Annotated in this window: 15 protein-coding genes; 10 read left to right on the top strand and 5 right to left on the bottom strand. The window is 58.9% G+C overall.

Annotated features, from left to right (window positions below; translation table 11 throughout):
• Positions 1–12: 12 nt before the first annotated feature.
• The 6 genes from coaD (at position 13) to BLT47_RS07505 (ending at position 4,757) form a co-directional block, all read left to right on the top strand.
• Positions 13–516 (top strand): pantetheine-phosphate adenylyltransferase, encoded by a 504-nt coding sequence (gene coaD / locus BLT47_RS07530; RefSeq protein WP_049619359.1) that lies wholly within the window; start codon positions 13–15, stop codon positions 514–516.
• Positions 513–1,265: an ATP synthase subunit B family protein gene (locus BLT47_RS07525; protein ID WP_176700750.1), complete on the top strand. Its 753-nt coding sequence runs from the start codon at positions 513–515 to the stop codon at positions 1,263–1,265. The genes coaD and BLT47_RS07525 overlap by 4 nt, the downstream gene beginning before the upstream one ends.
• A gap of 70 nt (positions 1,266–1,335) precedes the next feature.
• Entirely contained in the window at positions 1,336–1,905 is a 570-nt protein-coding gene (locus tag BLT47_RS07520) for a YceD family protein (RefSeq protein WP_065414561.1), read from the top strand.
• Between the two features lie 27 nt (positions 1,906–1,932).
• Entirely contained in the window at positions 1,933–2,781 is an 849-nt protein-coding gene (rnc, locus tag BLT47_RS07515; RefSeq protein WP_083330165.1) for a ribonuclease III, read from the top strand.
• A 2-nt stretch (positions 2,782–2,783) separates the two neighbouring features.
• On the top strand, positions 2,784–3,809 hold the full coding sequence (gene mutM / locus BLT47_RS07510) for a bifunctional DNA-formamidopyrimidine glycosylase/DNA-(apurinic or apyrimidinic site) lyase (protein ID WP_074663397.1): 1,026 nt from the start codon (positions 2,784–2,786) through the stop codon (positions 3,807–3,809).
• A 330-nt stretch (positions 3,810–4,139) separates the two neighbouring features.
• Complete coding sequence (locus BLT47_RS07505; protein ID WP_049619362.1) at positions 4,140–4,757, top strand: response regulator; 618 nt, start codon at positions 4,140–4,142, stop codon at positions 4,755–4,757.
• A 199-nt stretch (positions 4,758–4,956) separates the two neighbouring features.
• On the opposite strand, the gene BLT47_RS07500 is transcribed toward BLT47_RS07505, so the two are convergent.
• The 5 genes from BLT47_RS07500 to BLT47_RS07475 all read right to left on the bottom strand — a co-directional run bounded on the left by BLT47_RS07500 (position 4,957) and on the right by BLT47_RS07475 (position 13,300).
• Entirely contained in the window at positions 4,957–6,576 is a 1,620-nt protein-coding gene (locus BLT47_RS07500) for a sensor histidine kinase (protein WP_065414563.1), read from the bottom strand.
• Positions 6,573–8,486 (bottom strand): thiol reductant ABC exporter subunit CydC, encoded by a 1,914-nt coding sequence (gene cydC, locus BLT47_RS07495; protein ID WP_083330164.1) that lies wholly within the window; start codon positions 8,484–8,486, stop codon positions 6,573–6,575. The genes BLT47_RS07500 and cydC overlap by 4 nt, the downstream gene beginning before the upstream one ends.
• Positions 8,483–10,291 carry a thiol reductant ABC exporter subunit CydD gene (cydD, locus tag BLT47_RS07490; protein ID WP_256332582.1) on the bottom strand — a complete coding sequence of 603 codons (1,809 nt, stop codon included), beginning with the start codon at positions 10,289–10,291 and terminating at the stop codon, positions 8,483–8,485. The genes cydC and cydD overlap by 4 nt, the downstream gene beginning before the upstream one ends.
• A 346-nt stretch (positions 10,292–10,637) precedes the next feature.
• Positions 10,638–11,783, bottom strand: a complete 1,146-nt coding sequence (cydB, locus tag BLT47_RS07480; RefSeq protein WP_231583075.1) for a cytochrome d ubiquinol oxidase subunit II — start codon at positions 11,781–11,783, stop codon at positions 10,638–10,640.
• A gap of 14 nt (positions 11,784–11,797) precedes the next feature.
• Positions 11,798–13,300: a cytochrome ubiquinol oxidase subunit I gene (locus BLT47_RS07475; RefSeq protein ID WP_049619365.1), complete on the bottom strand. Its 1,503-nt coding sequence runs from the start codon at positions 13,298–13,300 to the stop codon at positions 11,798–11,800.
• 760 nt (positions 13,301–14,060) lie between these two features.
• Between BLT47_RS07475 and BLT47_RS07470 the strand changes: the two genes are divergently transcribed.
• The 4 genes from BLT47_RS07470 to obgE all read left to right on the top strand — a co-directional run bounded on the left by BLT47_RS07470 (position 14,061) and on the right by obgE (position 19,352).
• Entirely contained in the window at positions 14,061–16,826 is a 2,766-nt protein-coding gene (locus tag BLT47_RS07470) for an Rne/Rng family ribonuclease (RefSeq protein WP_074663387.1), read from the top strand.
• Between the two features lie 151 nt (positions 16,827–16,977).
• Positions 16,978–17,283 carry a 50S ribosomal protein L21 gene (rplU, locus tag BLT47_RS07465; RefSeq protein ID WP_049619367.1) on the top strand — a complete coding sequence of 102 codons (306 nt, stop codon included), beginning with the start codon at positions 16,978–16,980 and terminating at the stop codon, positions 17,281–17,283.
• A gap of 38 nt (positions 17,284–17,321) precedes the next feature.
• On the top strand, positions 17,322–17,579 hold the full coding sequence (gene rpmA / locus BLT47_RS07460; protein WP_049619368.1) for a 50S ribosomal protein L27: 258 nt from the start codon (positions 17,322–17,324) through the stop codon (positions 17,577–17,579).
• 252 nt (positions 17,580–17,831) lie between these two features.
• Positions 17,832–19,352 carry a GTPase ObgE gene (gene obgE / locus BLT47_RS07455; protein ID WP_074663384.1) on the top strand — a complete coding sequence of 507 codons (1,521 nt, stop codon included), beginning with the start codon at positions 17,832–17,834 and terminating at the stop codon, positions 19,350–19,352.
• Positions 19,353–19,357: the final 5 nt, after the last annotated feature.

Genomic DNA, 19,357 nt, shown 5'->3' with positions numbered 1-19,357 from the left:
ACACTGGAGGATATGGTACGTGCCGTTTGCCCGGGATCTTTCGACCCGGTAACCCTAGGCCACCTCGATGTTTTTGCCCGCGCCGCAAAAATGTTTGACGAGGTGATTGTGGCAGTTGCTCACAATTCAGCGAAAACGCCGCTCTTTACCGCGGCCCAACGGGTGGAGTTTATTCGCCAAGCTCTGCCGGAAACTCTCGCTTCCCACGGCAAGCCGGGAAGCTACGGGAAGATCCGAGTAGAAGCAACCACGGGACTCTTGGTCGAATTTTGCCGGCAAGAAGGCGCGTCGGTCATCGTAAAAGGCTTGCGCAGCGCGGTAGATTTAGACGCTGAATATTCGATGGCGCTTATGAATCGCGAACTTTCGGGAATCGAAACCGTGTTCGTGCTAGGCGATCCGCGCAAGGCACATATCGCCTCGTCATTGGTCAAGGACGTTGCCCGGCACGGCGGCAATGTAGATGGGTTTGTACCCGAGAATGTGGCTCGGGCACTGAAGGAGAAATACGCATGAGCGAAGAAACTGAAGCGCAATCCGTGATGGAGATTCTCGACACGCTCATCGACATCCTCGAGGAAGCACGGGCCATCCCGATGTCTGCCTCGGTGATGGTCAACAAGTCGGAGATGTTAGATCTGCTCGTAGCCGCCCGGGATACCGTGCCCGAACAGGTAGTACGCGCAGACGGTGTGCTCTCCAATATTCAGCGCACAAAAGCCAAAGCACAGCAAGAAGCCCAAGAAATCGTGGCCACCGCCGAAACAGAAGGCAAACGGATCGTCTCCGAAGCCCGGGCCCGCGCCCAAAGACTAGTATCCGAAGACGCCATTACCGTAGCCGCCCGCAGCGAAGCCCAACGGATCGAAGACGAAGCAAAAATCCGGGCCGAACGCCTACGCGAAGGCGCCAACCAATACTCGGACGAAACCCTAGCCACCCTGGAAGGCCGGATCGCAGAAGTCTCCCGCTCAATCGAAGAAATCACCGCGGCAGCAAACAGCGAAATCGATCACGCCCTATCCCAAATCTATGCGGGCCGGCAAGTGATCGCCAGCCGCACCCAAGATTCCCGGGTAGCTTTCGAAGACGGCGGCTCCGCCTACGAACAAGAAAGCGTGTTCAGCTCGCGCAACGCCAACGCAAACGGCAACGCCCACAACTCGAACACCACCAACCGCGCCGCCTACGGCACCGGAAGCGCCGCAGAAAGCACCCAGAGCACCGGCTCGCGCCACCACGAAGGCCACGCAGCCGGAGCCTAAAAACAAACAGCAACAGGTAAACAGGTAAACATAGCAATGCGCTAAAACCACAGCGCAGCGAGGAGTACGCATGTCAACCCGTGACACTTACGTTATTTCCCTAGTTGATTTGCCACGTGCGGAAGGCAGCGTGATCCACCACGAAGAAACCTATCCAGCACCCGCAGACATGGGCTTAGAACTCATCCGCGTACCCGCCGGATCCGAAATGTACGTGGCCGTAGATCTCACCTCCGTTGCCGATGGTGTATACATCGGCGGCAGCGTAGAAGTCGATATTGAGGGCCAATGCGCACGCTGCCTACGCGATATCAGCGGGCACCGCACCCAAAAAATCGCAGACCTCGCCTACTATCCCGAACGGCGCGAAAAACTCATCGCAGAAGGAGACGACGACGCCGAAGACCACGCCCTCGTACTCAACGACGCCGTAAACATCGAATCCATCTTGCGGGACGCCATCGTCCTCAACCTCCCATTCAAACCGCTATGCGAACCAGACTGTGCCGGTTTGTGCTCAGTATGCGGAATCCGGCTCGAAGAACTACCAGCAGACCACCATCACGAACTACCACCAATTCAGTCCGCCGCGCTCGACGCATTAGAAGCGCAACTGCGGGCACAAGAAACAGGAAAGTAGGGGAGTCCAACGGGCTACAAACGGCTTATCGAAAAATGGGGTGCAGATCTTTCCCGCCCGCTTTTACGCCGGGCCTTGACACACCGCAGCTTCGCTTTCGAACACGACGAACCACACAACGAACGCCTGGAATTCCTAGGCGATTCCATCCTTGGCCTGATCATCGCCGAACGCGTTTTCCGGGAATTCCCCGACGCCTCAGAAGGCGATATGTCACGCATCAAAACCAACGCAGTATCCGAAAAAGCGCTCGCGGATGTAGCGCGGCAAATAGATTTGGGTTCGCATTTGCGTTTGGGCCGCGGCGAGGCAAAGTCTGGGGGTCGCAATAAAGATTCGATCCTTTCAGACACCGTGGAAGCACTTATTGCTGCTACCTATTTGGAACACGGCATGGAAGTAACCCGCCAGATCGTGGAGGGCTTGCTCAGCGAAAAGGTGGAAGAAGCTTCCCACCTGCCGCCGAATCTGGATTGGCAAACCAGTTTTGAAGAAGTCGCGCATACGATCGGCTACGAAGGCACCATGGAGTTTGAGATTACTTCCACCGGGCCCGATCATGCCCGCGTTTTCACGGCCGTGGCCTCGATGGATGGGCGTACGTGGGGGACGGGTAGCGGTACCTCGCAAAAGAATGCGCGGCACGCCGCAGCCGAAGCCAGTTACGGCATGATCACCCGCGAAGTCAAAGCAAAAGCGCAGAAGGCCAACGCGGAAGCTGGCGGTACTGCGGCGGGTGGTACCACGGCGGGTGATGCGACCGGTGGTGGCGCGCGCGCCGGGAACGGTACCGGGCGGGCAAGTAGGTCTGCCGCTGGTACCACAGCTACCGGTAAAACGGGTTCCGGCAAAGCCACCGCGCAGAAGAAAGCATAGAGATGCCGGAGCTTCCCGAAGTGGAATCGGTAAGGCTCGGCCTAGAGGCGCATGCCCGCGGGCATCGGATCGCGCGGGCGGAGAGCTTTGGGGAGCGTGTAATTCGCCGCGCCCCGCACGGCCTTGCTCCGATTATTGGCAAACGTATTGAAGCGGTGGCACGGCGCGGCAAGTTCCTCTGGTTCGAACTGGGCGACAACGCAGCAGCGATGCCGGCGGGGGCAGCGGAAGCGGCACCGGCGGAGCCGGCGGCTGGCTCGGTAGCGGCGATGGCTGATACAGCAGCGGCGGCAAACGAAGTTGCACCAACTGCACACGCCGCCACCGCAACTGTGGCAAACGCGAACGGCCCGCAAGCTCTAATTGCCCATCTGGGCATGTCTGGCCAATTCCGGATCGATGCGGCTCCGGAACGGCATTTGCGCGCCCGCTTGGTGCTTGATAATGGTACGCGCCTGGATTTTGTTGACCAACGCACTTTCGGTTATCTGCAGCCCTGCGCTTTGCTTCCCACGGCGGATGCGCTACCAGGCGGGCAAGGAACCACGCGGGCCCTGCTACCGGAGCCTATGGCTCACATCGCCCGCGATCCTCTGGATCCGGCATTTACTGCCGAGGAATTTGCGCAACGCTTGCGCCGGAAACGCACGGCCGTGAAAACCGCGCTGCTTGATCAGCAGCTGACTTCCGGGATCGGCAATATCTACGCTGACGAAGCCCTGCATATTGCCGGTCTGCATCCGCGCCAACAAGCCGCTTCCCTGAAAAAATCCGAAGCCCATACGCTCTTTGCGGCAGTGACTACGGTTTTGCGAGAGGCATTGGCTGCCGGCGGTACATCTTTCGATGAGCTTTACGTGCATGTGGATGGCGAGGCCGGCTATTTCCAACGCAAACTTCGCGCCTACGGGCGCGCCGGCCAGCCCTGCCTGGAATGCGGAACCACCATGGAGAGCATTGCTATCTCCGGCAGGTCCTCCGTATTTTGCCCCCGCTGCCAGCCTCTCCGGCGTCGCAAAATCCGCTGACCTGCACGCGCAAACCCGCCTGGTGCCGAAACGCAATCCTGCCTGCCGCTGCATTCGGGCCGGGCTGGGCGCGGCGCGCTAGCACACTGCATAAACCGCGGAATTGGTACCTCGGGCACAAACCGCGGAATTGGTACCTCCGGTAGAAACCGCACAGCTAGTTTTTGGCAGGAGGGCGCGATACAAGTAGTTTGGGCGATGCGGGTCACAAAGGCGGACGAGGGCCGGAGGAGTAACCAAAAAATGGATAGAATTTGAGCAGGACTCCCGCAGTGGTAGTGATATAGCAAGAGCAGGAAATGAGGAACCGTGTCTGAGAATATTCGTGTCATGATCATTGACGATCATGAGGTTGTTCGGCGCGGGATAGCTGAGGTCGTGGACCGTTCGGATGGCCTGGAAGTGGTAGCCGAAGCCGGTAGCGTACAGGAGGCCGTCCGGCGCGGAGAGTTGGTGCGCCCGGATGTAGCGTTAGTAGATTTGCGGCTGGGTGACGGCACGGGTATTGACATTATGGAGCAGTTCAAGGAAGTAACTCCGGAAACCAAGTGCATCGTTCTTACTTCTTTTGACGACGACGATGCTCTTTCCGAATCCTTGGAGGCTGGCGCGCGTGCTTATCTTTTGAAGTCTGTACGCGGTGCCGAGATTTCTGACAATATCCGCGCAGTTGCAGCCGGGCGAGTGCTCCTTGATGAACGGACGATTTCTCGCCGCCGGGCTGACCATGACGATCCGACGGCAGATCTTACTCCGTCTGAACGTAATGTTTTGGAGCTGATCGGAGATGGTCTTTCTAACCGGGAGATAGGGGACCGGCTTGGCGTTGCCGAAAAGACGGTGAAGAACCACATCACGAGTTTGCTTTCCAAGATGGGCTTGCAACGCCGCACTCAGGTAGCAGCTTGGGTTGCCGGCCAACGGGCCACCGGCTGGCGTAACCAGTAAACTCGCAGCAGGCAAATAATCATCCTCTGAATCCCCGCGATTTGAGTGCTAACTCAAGCCGCGGGGTTTTCGGTACCTAGCCGATGGAGGCTAGCTTTAGCCAAGCGTGGATGGTTCTTAGCCGAGCGGTTCTTAGCCGAGCACGGCTGGGCTTGGACGCAGGACCGAGCGGTTTCGTAGCGGAGCACAGCGGGCGGTATCAGCCGATGGAGGCGGTCCAGCGGACGGTTGTGCCTGATTCTTCGCGGGGGCTGATCGAGAAAGAGCCATGATGGCGCTGGGCGCGGGCCGCCAGATTGGAAAGGCCGGAGCGGCGGCCAGTTTCCCGCACGCCTACGCCGTCGTCCTCCACGGTAACCCGCACCCGGTGGTTCGCAATACTAACCTTTACCCAAATATGGTCGGCTTGCGCGTGGCGGACCGCATTTGAAATACCTTCCCGCACCACGGCCACAATGTCATCAGAAAGATCCGAGCCGAGTACGTCGTCCACCGCGGTGTTATCGGAGGCCGTAATATCTTCACCCAGGTAGGTGACGGTTAGTTCGGGATCGAAACCAAGCTGGGAAGTAACGGAAGAAATTTCGCGGCGCAGGCGCGTCAAAATCGGTACGGTAGCGGCCGGGTCGCGCAAGGAATAGATGATTTGCCGGATTTGGCCCACCGATTCGTCAATAGAAGTAATAGCTCGGTCGAGTGTGCCGAGCACTGATTCGGGCACGGTTTCTTCACATGCCAGATCGGCCCGCGCTGCTGAAAGTGCCATCCCGGAAGCAAAGAGCTGTTGGATCGCGAAATCGTGAAGGTCTCGCGAAATCCGGGAACGGTCTTCCAGCTGGGCAGCTTGGGCCCGCACGTGCCGGGCTGCCGCCAGTTCCAAAGCAAGCGCGGCCTGGCTGGCCACGTTTTCTGCCATTGCCAGATCGGCGAGGTTGAATTCCGGAGAACCGGCGGAACGACCCAGGAGGATCACACCTTTCGATTCTCCGCGTGCCGCCATCGGGGCATACAGCACCGGCCCAAAACGCTTGAGCTTTTCCGGTATGCCTACCAAATTCGATACATCGCTGACCACCCGCCCCCGCACTTCCCGGGCTACCCGCAAAGTAAGGCTGGACTGCGGGGGAATTAGACCCACAAGATCCTCAAATCCGGCACCGTCCACAATTTCACAAATCCACACGTCACCCACGGAAGGCAAAACAATAAGGGCCGCATCCGCCTGGGAAACTTTTCGCATTTCGGCGGCAATGAGCTGCAGGGCGTCTTCTTCATCGCTACCCTTGAGCAGTTCCGAAGTAATAGCCCGAGAAGCGGCAATCCACCGCGCCCGCGAATTGGATTCCTCGTAGAGGCGCGAGTTTTCCACGGCGATTGCCGCGGCCGAAACCAAGAGCTCAATGTTTTGCTCATCGGCCGGTCCAAACCCGCCTTCTTTTTCTAGCAAGAACAGGTAGCCGACCACGCGATCCACGGAACGAATTGGGGCGGCAAGCGCATTGCTCGGCATCACGTCCAAGTCGAGCATATCGTTCCACTTTTCGAGCCCCGAATTAGCAATCACCACCCCCTCGTCTGGTAGTTGATCGAGGAAGAAGGAAATACGCCGCTTTACTTCTAGTTCGGTGGCTACGTTCCGGCATTCACCAGCGAGCAAAATATTATTCGGTTCCCCTAGCGAACTCATGAGCACGATTAATGCGGCCTGGCAATCCGTGGCATCCATAGCACCTTCCGCCAAGTTCTGCAGAACCGCAGTTTGGTCCAGCCGAGCAGTCAGTTGCAAGGCCCGGGAAATCGTGGCCGCGAGATCTTTCATCGTTGTGCCTCCGCCGGCATGTTTTCTGCCGTAAATGTTGGTCCTAAAAGCGGATCCGCCGCGGGGGTTTCAGCCATGATCGCTTCCGGTGCGGCCGCCTCTTGGGCTACCGCCCACGCGTATTCTGGCACGCTGGCCACCAGTTCCGCATGCGTTCCACTATGTGCCACACCAACTTCACCGTTCTCTTGGCGCGCCAACAAAATAACGTGATCGGCGGCGTCCAAAGGCGTGAGCCGGTGGGTTGCCAAAATGATCGTGCGCGGATGCTGGGTGCGTTTTCCGGCTCGCAGCAGATCCCGAATGAGCGGATCGGCAGTTTCCGGATCCAAATGTTCACCGGGTTCGTCCAAGAGCAGATACTGTGCGGGGGAGGCCAGGGCGCGTGCCAAAAGCAGACGACGCCGTTCGCCCCCGGAAATCGTGGCCGCATCTTCACCCATGATGGTATGTACCCCATCCGGCAATTGCGTGAGCCATTCACCCAAGCCCACTTCTGCCAGCAAAACAATTGCTTCGCGTTCGGTTACGGACGGGCGGGCAACCCGCAGATTCTCTAACACACTAGTTTCGAAAATATGGGCGTCTTCCGCGGTCAAAGACAGCAACTGCGAAACTTCGGTGCGGTCCATACGGGAAACTTCCCGACCTTCCAAACGCATACTGCCCGCGTGCGGGCTGAGCATCCCAGACATTGAGAACAACAACGTCGATTTCCCAATACCAGAAGGCCCCACGATCGCAACGGCCTTGCCGCGCGGGAAGGCGAAGTTAAACGGCCCGGCCACATCCGGACCATCCGGCCACCCAATGATGAGATCATGAGCCACCAAGCCCGAGGCCGCGGCGTCCGCAGCAACACCGGCGCCCGCATTTGCGCGAGCTGCTGGAGTGGTTTGCGCGGCGGCCGTTTCGCTCCTGGAGCTGGCGGCGCGGGCGCGGTCGAGTAGGTCGAGGATTCTTTGCGCGGCCTTGCCGGAACGGACCAGCTGGATCGCGGCTTCACCCAAGGGCTGCGTGCCTTCAAAAGCGGCTAGGGGAGTGAGTACACAAACCGCCAGCGCAGTTTCCGAAAGCGTTCCCTGCGCGAGCTGCAAAGAACCAATAATGATCGCCAAAACCACGGTGGCCCCCATGGCCAAAGTGTCGATCGCAATAGAAAGAGCTTGCGGGCGGGCCGCCGCATCCCGGTTCCGGTAAATCTTGGCTTCGGTGTGCGCCTGGGCCGCTTCAAGTTTGCTCAGCTTGCCGGAAATACGCAGTTCATCGGCCGAATCAAGCATGGTTAGCGCCCGGGAAGAAATCTCGGTGCGGTCCTTCACCTGAGTTTCTTCGGCCAACCGGCCACCCTTGAGCGCAAAATACGGCCCCACAATCCCGGAAACGATCAGCCCCAATAGCAATACGATACCGATTGGCAAAGAAAGGCTCCCCACGATCGCCACCGAAATCAGGGAGACGAAGAAAGCCACCCAAGTAGGCTGGATACCCTTCACAATCAATTCGCCCACCGCATCCACATCGGTATTCATGCGGGCCAGTAGATCTCCGCGTCGCACCGAAGTCACCACATCGGTCGAAGAATCTGCGAGCGTGGAATAGACCGTGGTCCGCAGGGAGGACATCCCGTACAGAGCCACGCGGTGGGAGAAAATGCGGTTGAAATAGCGGAGTACTGCTTTGGAAACGCCCAGGGCACGCACCGCGGTAGCGGAAATCGAAAGTGCCATTACCGGCGGCATTTGCGAGGCTCGCGTAATCATCCAGGCGGAAACCGCGGAAAGCCCCACGGCCGACCCAATACCCACGGCTCCGGCCAAAACCGAGAGCCAAAAATCGCGCTTATTGACCTCGAGCAGCTTGATGATTCGCCGTAGTGCTACCCGTTCTTCTTGCGGTAACGCTTTCATGCTTGAACCTCCGTTGCGGGCGTGTTGGCTGGCGCGGGTTGCGTTTTGGCCCGCTTTTTCTTGCCGCCGCGTTCCATTGCGGCAAGCGCATTATCGCTGCGCGAGCCAGCCACGCGGATTTCGGATTCGGTTTCTTGCCGGTGTGCTATCGCTTCTGCCACCGCGGCGTGCTGTGCTAAAAACTCCGGGGTAGCGGTATCTGAGTGCACGTCAATTACTACGTCTGCCACTTCCACGAGGGCGAAGCGGTGCGCGATAACGACGACGGTACGGCCCTGCCGCCGGATCTCTTGGACAGTTTGCACCACGTGGTTTTCAGAGCGAGCATCCAAATGTGCGGAAGGCTCATCGAGGATCACCAGCTGGGAATCATCCAGCAGGGCCCGGGTTAGGGCCAGCCTTTGCCTTTGCCCAACCGAAAGCCCGGTGCCGCCCTGGCCTATCATCGTGTCCCAGCCGGCAGGCAAGCTAGCTACAACTTCGCTAAAACCAGCGAGCTGGGCGGCATGTTCAAGTTTTTCGCCGCGCGGGGCACCCATATTTTCGAGCACTGTGCCCGGAATCAACACCGGGCGTTGCGGCACCCAGGTGATTTGTTTCCACAGATCATCTCGGGAAATCTCTTGCACCGAAAGCCCACCAATAGTCACTTCGCCTTCGGTGGGATCCACAAAGCGGGTGAGTACGGCCGCCGTCGTACTTTTACCGGAGCCGGAAGTGCCGCGTAGAGCAACAATTTGGCCCGGCCGGATTACTCCATTGAGAGCAGCCGGCGCAACGGTTTCCCGGCCCGGGGCGAGCACCGAAAGGTTTTCGATTCGGATCTCACTGGTACGCAGGTCCGGGGCGGGTTGTGTACCGTCTTGCAGGGAATCTTGGGCTTCCAAAATGTCTAAAGCTTGTTCGGAAGCGGCCACGCCATTCGAAGACGCATGGAACTGGGTACCCACATCGCGGATCGGGTTGAAAACTTCCGGGGTGAGCATGATGATCGTGAGCCCGGTAAAAAGATTGAGATTTCCGGCTACCATTCGCAAGCCCACTTCCACAGCCACCAGTGCGGTGGATAGCGTGGTGAGGAATTCTAGTACCCCGCCGGAAAGGAAAGCCACGTAAAGAGTTTGCATGGTCTTCTTGGCATAGTCATCACCAAGCTGTTTGACCCGGCGTGCCGGTTGCTTTTCCCGGCCTAAGCCTTTCAAAGTAGCCAGGCCGCCCAGCAGATCAAGCAGCTGCTGGCCCAACCTTTGCATGGATGCCAAGCGTTCGTTGGCGAAGGCAGCCGTCATGCGGCCTACCAGGATCATGAAAAGTGGGATGAGCGGAATGCAGAACACGATAATCAGCGCGCTCACCCAGTCCAAGATGAGGACGGTGGCTAAGCCTACCGGGGTGGCTAGCACGCATAGCACCAGCTGGGGGAGGAACTTGACGAAATAGGGTTCTAGATCGTCTAGGCCGGAAGTGACCAGCGTGGTAGTGGTAGAAGATCTACCTTCGGAAAGCCAGCGCGGGCCAAGATCCCCAGCTTTCCGTAACACTTTCTGGCGCAGCGTGGAGATCGTACGCAGGGCAGCGCGGTGCCCATAGGCTTCCCGGCCGTATTTGAGCAGAGCCCGGGCGGCAAAAACAATTCCGGTTCCGGCCACTAGCCACAAAACTTGGGGCAGGGTCTTATCGCCGTCAATAACCGGGGAAATCGCGCCCGCGATAAGGAAGCATTGCGCCAATATCAGGCAGGTTTCTAGGGCTCCGAGCCCGCCGAGGCCCAAAATATAGCGGCGGGCGTGGCCCACGTATTTCATTAGGCGAGGATCAACAGGTTTCAAGGTACGTTTCTCCCAACTTTCTGCTCGCTCGGCTCATCTCATCCTAATCATCTGCGCCGCCCACGGCATCTTCATGTGGGAATGCACTTCCCATTTCCAGAAGGAAATAGCCGGAATAGGCAGCCTGGCCGAAAACTTTTTCCGCGCTTGCGTGACCGTAAACAAAACGTCGGTGTAGCTATGCCTGCGAGGTACAGCTACACCGACGTTTATGGTTTTTCGAGCTTTGGTTCCGTGCGCGTAGGGTGCGCGCACAGAGCCGTTATTTTCTTGCTTCAGACTCCGCTAGGAGCCTGCGGATTTAGCAAGATTCTTGCCTTGCTTAGGCAAGGGTTTCGAATTCGCGCACGCGCTTGGGATCCAAGCCCACGGGTTCTTCCGGAATCTGGCCGGCGTCGATGCGCTTGCGGAATACGGAGTAGGCCCAAATGGTGTAGGCCAAGACGATCGGCACGAAGATTAGCGCTGCAATGGTCATCACGCCGTGCGTGGGGCCGGTTGCAGCGGCCTGCGCCAGGGTAAGCGAGTAGGCCGGATCGATCGAGGACTTCATAGCATTCGGGAAGATCTGCACGAAGATCATCACTACCACCATGGCGATACCCGCGAAGTGCAGACCGAAGGCGAGGATCTCGCGGCGGGCATAGAGTGCCGCCACGGTACCAACCAGCAGTAGTGCACAGATGAGCAGCGGGATCCAAGCCAGTACCTGCTCGCTATAGGCAAACTGTGCCCACAGTGCCCACACGGCCGCAACCGCGGTGGAGACCAGCGAGGATTTCTTGGCAAGGTTCTCGTACTTTTCCTGCAGGGGGCCGGCGAGCTTGATCGAAAGCCACAGAGCGCCATGCGTGAAGAAGAGGCCGAGCACTGCCAGGCCGCCCAGAATCGTGAACGGCGTGAGGAGCGAGAGGAACCCGCCCGTCAGGTAGTGGTGGTTATCAGCGAGGGTTTGCACGTTCACGTCCGCCGGGGCGATCGCATGGAAGGTGCCACCCGCTTCCGCGTAGCGGCCCACTTCGATCTTCATGCCCTGTACGAAGTTCGCGAAGGCTACACCGAGCAGAATCGGCACCAACCAGGAGACGATCGTGTGCGCGGTGTCCCAGAAGTTGCGCCAGCCAGCCGTGGAGATCATCTTGCGCCATTCGAGGGCGCAGATCCGCACGATCAGGCACAGCAGAATCAAGATAAGAGCGAGGTACATCCCGGAGAACCAGGTGGCATACCACTCGGGGAAGGCGGCGAAGGTAGCGCCACCGGCGGTGAGGATCCACACCTCGTTACCGTCCCAGTGCGGGCCAACGGTGTTGACGAGGGCCCGCCGTTCGCGTTCGTCCTTGGCCACCGTCTTCAGCATCATGCCGGTACCGAAGCCAAATCCTTCGGTAGAGAGGTAACCGATCCAGCAGACCGCGATGATGATGAACCAGAGGACCGTAAGCGGTGTCAATGTAAATGCTTCCACTATTGATCCCTTTCTTAGTAGACGAACTGCGGGGTATCCGCGGCGTCGTACTCAATAACCTTCTTGTGAGTGTTGATGCCTTCCTTCAGGTAGCGGCTAAGCAACCAGAACCAGCACACACCCAGCGCGCCATACAGCAAGGTAAAGGCGGTGAGCGAGAAGGCCACGGAAGCTGCCGAAACCGAATGGGAAACACCCATATTGGTAAGGAGGAGTACGCCGTCGACATTCGAGGGGTACACCACCCACGGTTGGCGGCCCATTTCGGTAAGCATCCAGCCGGCGCTGTTCGCAATAAACGGCAAGGGGACCATCCACAGCCAGAAGGTACCCCACTTCTCCGAACGGATAAGCCGATCGCCGCGGAGTGCCCAGAGTGCCAAGGCAGTAATAACAATGCCGAGCAAACCGATACCCACCATGACGCGGAAGGAGTAGTAGGAAACGAGTACGTTCGGCGTTACCGCATCTTCGCCGTACATTTCGGTGAACTTGGTAACCAGTTCGTCATTGACGTTTTCCATCTGCTTGATGCCTTCAAACACCTGCTGGTTGGCTTCGTCAATGGACTGCAAGCGCGATTCCGGACCGGTGAAGTGGTTGGTCATCATGAAGGATTCCAGGCCGGGGATCGGAATGTAGATCTGGCCGGCTTCTTCACAATTATTGCCCCACATGACCAGCGAGAGCTTCGCGTTTTCTTCGCCCGTGCACACGCCCATCATGGCCGCGGCCTTGGTGGGCTGAATATTGCCGAGGTGCTGGCCCATGAAGTGCCCGGAAAGAGCCGCTACGATCGCGGCCACCAGGCCCACCCAGGCACCGATCTTGGCGGTGGGCTTCCAGTATTCACGTGCTTCGCTTTCGTTGCCGGTGAGGCGAATCGAACGCGCCATCCACCAGATAGCAAAGCCTGCTACCAAAATGCCGGAAAGCATCAGGGAGGCGGAGAGCGTGTGCACGAAGGTCCACTGCCAGGTAGTGCCAAAGAGCTTCAGGAAGCCGCTCATACCATCGAGTTCCGCGCGCCCGGTGGTCGGGTTGAATACTGCACCTTGCGGATCCTGCATGAAGGAGTTGGCCGCGAGGATGAAAGCAGCGGAAAGAATCGTGCCGATGGAGAACAGCCAGATGGTGAGGTTATGTACCTTGGGGGACAGGCGTCCCTTGCCGAAGATCCACAGCCCCAGGAAAGTCGATTCGAGGAAGAAGGCCAGGAGAGCTTCGAAGGCCAACGGCGCCCCGAAGATGTCACCAACGAAGCGCGAGTACTCGGACCAGTTCAACCCGAACTGGAACTCCTGCACAATCCCCGTGGCTACGCCGAGCGCAAAGTTGATGAGCAGGATCTTGCCGAAGAAATCGGTAATCCGCTGCCACTTCGGATCGCCCGTTTTGCGAGCCTTAGTTTGCATATATGCAACGATTACGGACAGCCCGATAGTCAGGGGTACCTGAATCCAGTGGTACACCGTCGTAATACCAAACTGCCATCGTGCAAGGGTGATAGGGTCCACCTTTTCACCTTTCTGATGTTGTCTAATTGTGTTGCCGTTCTCGCCGATCCTCTTGCGGAGTAGCCTCGGCGGACCCGGCGCGTGAGGCGACGCGAATCGCCCCTGGCTTTCGTCCTAAGCTTAGACGCAAACTTGAACGTTTACGATTACTTACGCGCCAAAAGTTCGCGAGTTTCCCGAAAGAGCGGCCCCTTTCAGAAGAAGATAGAGACACCCTGGTCGAAAACGGGACCTAGGTCCCGATTGGCTTTATCTTAGCAGTCCGGGCATAAAGCCGTTATCACGGTTGGCGACTCTGCGTAGGGCTGGAGTTTTACGGTTTTTCTCACGCGGGCGTGCCAGCTGGGGTGGAGTGCGTGGTGGTGCAGATGGTGGGCGGGCCGATTCTGCTGGGTGGGCGAGCCGATTCTGCTGGGCGGGCGTGCTCCTGGAGTGAGCTGCGCATGCCGCCGGCGTGAGTTGAGCGCGTTTTGGGCGCAGGCCGAACGTGACGCGGATACGAGGGAGAGACTCCGCTCATGTCCTACCTGGTGGCGCTTTCCCTTGTGTAAACTTTACAGGGGAATTTCGGGAGTTTCCGCATAACCCCGAAACTCGATTGCGGCGCTGCGCCTGGCTCCACCGCGGATTTTACGTAAGGCGAGGTGTTGAGCAAAGCCCGCGCGCAATCGGACTGAGAGCTTTTTGCTGCGGAGTGTATTCGCAGGTGTGATTGCTAGCGCGCGATGCGGGGTGCGCGGCAATCGGGAAGTGTAGGCGCATGGGCCTCAATACCAGTGCGTTTGGAGCCAGTGGTGGCACGAACGCGGAGGAAAATAATAATGAAACTGCGGCCGCAAGTGCGGGTGCCGCTTTCGGTTTAGGAGCAGGGTTCCAACCCGGTCTACTATTCCAGGAACCGGACGTATCGCAGGCTATTCGGGTGCAACGTCCGGTGGGTGGCGGTTCCGTATACGTGGATACGGAAGCCGTTTTTTACGACGACGCCGAATACTACGACGAAGATGAAGATTTCGCCGCGGAAGAAGATGATGCAGGCGCAGAATCTGAAGCTGAGCCGGCCGAAGGCGGGCGGGATGGTCGTACCCGGCGCCGGGCGCGCCGCTCCAGCGGGCGGGAGGATGGCCGCGCCGCGGAGAGCGGGGAAGCCGCGGGTAAAACTCGGCGGCGCCGCGCGGCGAGCAGTGCACGTGAAACAGAGCGGGGTGGCACTACGGCCTCGGCCGGGCGGAGCGTGCGGCGGCGTCGTCGCTCCCTATCCGGGGCGGGTGCGGGAAGCGATGAAGTAACCGCACCGCAAGGATCTACCCGTTTGGCCGCAAAGCGGCAGCGGCGCCGGGATTCGCGCGATGCGGGCCGGCGCCGGCACGTGGTTACGGAAGTCGAATACTTGGCGCGCCGCGAAGCCGTGGACCGGCGCATGCTCGTGCGCGAACAAGACGGACTGAACCAGATTGCCGTGCTGGAAGACGGCGTGCTCGTGGAACACTACGTTGCGCGCCACACGCAAGTCTCGATGGTTGGCAACGTGTATCTGGGGCGGGTACAAAACGTCCTACCTTCCATGGAAGCCGCCTTTGTGGATATCGGGAAGGGCCGCAATGCGGTCTTGTATGCCGGGGAAGTGAACTGGGAAGCAGCCGGGGTGACCGGTAAAAACCGGCGTATCGAGCAGGCGCTGAAGAGCGGCGATCCGGTACTCGTGCAGGTAACGAAGGATCCAATTGGGCATAAGGGGGCACGGCTCACCTCGCAAATAACGCTGGCCGGCCGCCACCTGGTACTGGTACCGGGCGGGCAAATGACGGGTATTTCCCGGAAGCTCCCCGAAAAGGAACGCCGCCGCCTCAAGAAGCTCCTGAAGGAGATCGTGCCGGCAGAACACGGGGTAATTGTGCGCACGGCTGCTGAAGGCGCGACCGCCGAACAGTTGCAAGCCGATGTAGACCGGCTCACTGCCTCCTGGGAAGATATTCAAAAGAAATCGCAAAACCCGAAGGGGGCGCCCAAGGTCCTCAAGGAAGAGCCGGAGCTTGCCGTGCGGGTGGTGCGCGATATCTTCAATGAGGATTTCGAAAGCCTCCAGGTGCAGGGGAACGACGCTTATGCCACGATCTCTGCTTATGTGGCGGAGATGTCGCCAGAACTGCGTGAGCGGGTAACCAAGTGGACGGATCGGGAAGATATTTTCGCTGCCAACCGGGTGGATGAACAGTTGGCGAAGGCCTTTGATCGAAAGGTGTGGTTGCCCAGCGGTGGCACCCTGGTCATTGACCGCACTGAAGCAATGACGGTGATCGACGTCAACACCGGTAAATACACCGGTTCGGGCGGTTCGCTAGAAGAAACCGTGACGCGCAATAATCTCGAAGCGGCCGAAGAGATCGTGCGGCAACTACGCTTGCGCGATATTGGCGGCATTATCGTTATCGACTTTATCGATATGGTGCTGGAATCCAACCGGGAACTGGTGGAACGGCGTCTGGTGGAATGCTTGGGCCGGGACCGCACCCGCCACCAAGTAGCCGAGGTAACAAGCCTGGGCTTGGTGCAAATGACGCGTAAACGCGTGGGGCAAGGCCTGGTGGAAGCGTTCTCCACCTCGTGTGAGGCCTGCGATGGGCGCGGGTATCTGATTCATGATCGGCCGGTAGAAAAGGGCGACGCGGGTACGAGTAGCCGCGCGGCACGGCGTAAGCGGCGGCGCGAAGCAAATGCGGCGAAAACAGTACCGAGTGCTTCCCAAAGCGAAGCACAACGTAGCGCTGCCGGTGCGGCCATGAATTCCATTGCGGCGGCCGGGCATAACGAGGAAAAGGCCGACGACGCCGCGCCCGGGAAAACCCGGGCGCGTGGCAAGCAAGACAAGCGCGGCCAAGAAAAGGAAGCTGCGCCGGCCACACCGACTTCCGAAAACGACGGCAAGGATAAGAGCAGCACCGCAAAGGCGAAGAGCGGCACCGCGAAGGAAGTAACGGGCTCTGCCAACGAAAAGCGCGGCTCCGCAAAAGCGAAGAACGGAACTGGGAAGGAAAGGGCGAGCTCCGCTAAAGACAACGAGAAGGCTAGCTCCGCTAAAGACAAGGGCGGCTCTGCCAAAAACGCAGAGAAGAGCGGCTCCGCTAAAACTAAGGAGAAGGCTAGCTCCGCTAAGGATACGGAGAAGAGCGAGTCCGCCAAGGGGAGTGCTAAGCAGGCCCGGGCTGCTAAAGGTAGCAGCGCTGCTAAGGGTAGCTCCGCGAAGGAAAATGCCCAGGGCAGCGCTGCGAAGGAAAGTAAGGCGCAAGTCGCTAGCGCTACGCAAACGCGAGCACGGCGGCGCCACGGCGCGGTTTCTTCGGGTGTAGTAACCCCGCAAAAGAGCAGCGGGGGCGGCGAAAAGGCCACGCAGGTGACGGTTACCGCGGCGCCTTCGGCGGGGGTACAAGGCGGCGTTTCGGCCTCCACTACTCGGCGCGGCACTTCACGCGGCGTGACCTCGGGAGGTACGGTATCCACCGCGGCTAAGGAAGCGGCTAAAGGGTAGTGTTGAAGGCCATAAAAACGGAAGGCATTTCACAGTCATATCGACTTGAGACTTCCAGGCCAGAGACGCTACCCTGGATAGTCGGTGCTAAGGCACATGATCATGAGGCTGGCCGTCCGGTCGGCGTGAAATAGGATTTCAGGAGCAGAACGTGGTGTACGCGATCGTTAAGGCCGGCGGCCGTCAGGAGAAGGTGTCTGTCGGCTCCGTCGTCGTTATGAACAGAGTTGATGGCGAAGTCGGAGATACGATTGAGCTCGAGCCCATTATGCTCGTTGACGGTGAAAAGATCACCACGGCTGCCGATGGCATTAACGTCAAGGTCAAGGCCGAGATCGTCCGTGACGAGAAGGGTCCGAAGATCTCGATCGTGAAGTATAAGAATAAGACTGGTTACCGCAAGCGCATGGGTCATCGTCAGAAGCTCACTCGCGTCAAGGTGACGGAGATCGCTTAGTTCGCGGTCTCTTCGATAATAAAGAAGAGGTGTAGAAGATGGCTCATAAGAAGGGTGCAAGTTCTTCGACCAACGGTCGCGATTCAAATGCTAAGCGGCTCGGGGTCAAGCGCTTCGGTGGTCAGACTGTGAAGGCCGGCGAAATTCTCGTACGGCAGCGTGGTACCAAGTACCACCCGGGTACGAACGTGGGGCGCGGCCGTGATGACACGCTGTACGCCCTGTTGCCCGGTACGGTAGAATTCCGCCGCGGCCGGATCCGCAAGACCATCAATGTGATTGCGGCACAGGCATAAATACTTTTGCTAATCGAGGGGTGGAGGGCATAGCCTTCCACCCCTCGTAGCGTATATAACGGCTAATCACTGCGGATGCGTACTCGGGGTGCATGCGCGCAAACAATAACAGGGTGCACGGCGCTAAGAAAACACCCGGGGAGAACCTCGCGCGTAACGCGTAAAGAAAATACCCGGGGAGAACCTCGCGCGCAACGCGTAAAGAAAACTGAATGCGCGGCGCAAAGAAAACCAAGCTGGAAGGGAAACACTGTGGCTTCATTCGTTGATAAGGTCACGCTCCACCTCACTGCGGGGAAGGGCGGGAACGGGTGCGCTTCTGTGCGGCGGGAAAAATACAAGCCGCTAGGCGGCCCCGACGGCGCTAATGGCGGCCACGGCGGGTCTATTATCTTCGAAGCCGATACCAATGAGGCCACCCTGATTGACTATCACCACGCTCCGCATCAACGCGCCCAAAATGGTGAACCGGGCGCGGGAGATTTGCAGCGCGGCAAAAATGGGGAAGATCTGATTCTCAAAGTGCCGGCCGGCACGGTGATTCGCACCCCGGAAGGCGAAGTGCTCGCCGATCTTTCCACGCCGGGAGAGCAGTACACGGCTGCTAAAGGCGGGGTCGGCGGGCTGGGCAATGCCGCACTGGCCTCCCCGCGGCGCCGCGCGCCCGGTTTCGCCCTGCTCGGGGAGGAAGGCGAAACCAAAGATGTGGTGCTGGAACTAAAATCCATTGCCGATGTGGCCCTGGTGGGCTATCCGAGTGCCGGCAAATCTTCCCTTATCGCGGTAGTTTCCGCGGCCCGGCCCAAGATTGCCGATTATCCTTTCACCACCCTGATCCCGAACCTCGGCGTCGTTACCGCCGGCGAAATGCGGTACACGATTGCGGATGTGCCCGGGCTGATCCCGGGAGCTTCGGAAGGGCGCGGGCTCGGCCTTGAATTTTTGCGGCATATCGAACGTTGCTCCGTGATCGCGCACGTTATCGACTGCGCAACCCTGGAACCGGGCCGCGATCCGGTAAGTGACCTGCAGCAAATCGAAGCCGAACTTGCGGCTTTTGCGGAAGACGTGCCGGTACTGGAAGGGCAAGTGCCGTTAATGGAACGTCCGCGCGTGGTTATCCTCAATAAAATAGATGTGCCAGAAGCGCATGAGCTGGCCGAATTTGTGCGGCCCGATATCGAAAAACTGGGCTACCCCGTGTACGAAATTTCGACCGTGGCCCACACCGGTTTGAACGCCCTTACTTACGGTTTGGGTGAACTCGTGGAAGAAGCTCGCCGCACCGCGCCGGAAGTGGAAGAAGCGCGGCCCGTCTTGCGCCCGCATCTGGAAGAAAGCGCACAAGACTTTACAATCAGTAAGGTCCACCGCGGCGGCGCGGACTACTGGGTGGTGCGCGGCCAGAAACCCGAACGGTGGATTTCGCAAACCGATTTCGGTAATGATGAGGCCGTAGGTTACCTTTCTGATCGCCTCACTAGTTTGGGGATCGAAGACGAACTGGCACGCGTGGGTGCTCTGCCCGGCGAACCGGTAGTTATTGGCCCGGCCGATTCCGGCTTCATTTTCGATTGGGAGCCAACCATGGCCACCGGCGCCGAACTACTCGGCCCGCGCGGCACCGACCAGCGGCTAGAAGAACGCCAGCGCGCCACGCGCCGCGAACGCAAACGTGCCTTCCATGACCGGATGGACGCAAAAGAAGCGGCCCGGCAAGAGCTGCGCGAGGAACGCGATCTCGGAATCTGGACGGACCCGAGGGAGAAGTAAAGTAA

Source organism: Actinobaculum suis, from assembly GCF_900102025.1.
GTDB lineage: Bacteria > Actinomycetota > Actinomycetes > Actinomycetales > Actinomycetaceae > Actinobaculum > Actinobaculum suis.
The sequence above is the reverse complement of the archived record's forward strand: the minus strand, read 5'-3'. Positions and strand labels throughout refer to the sequence as shown.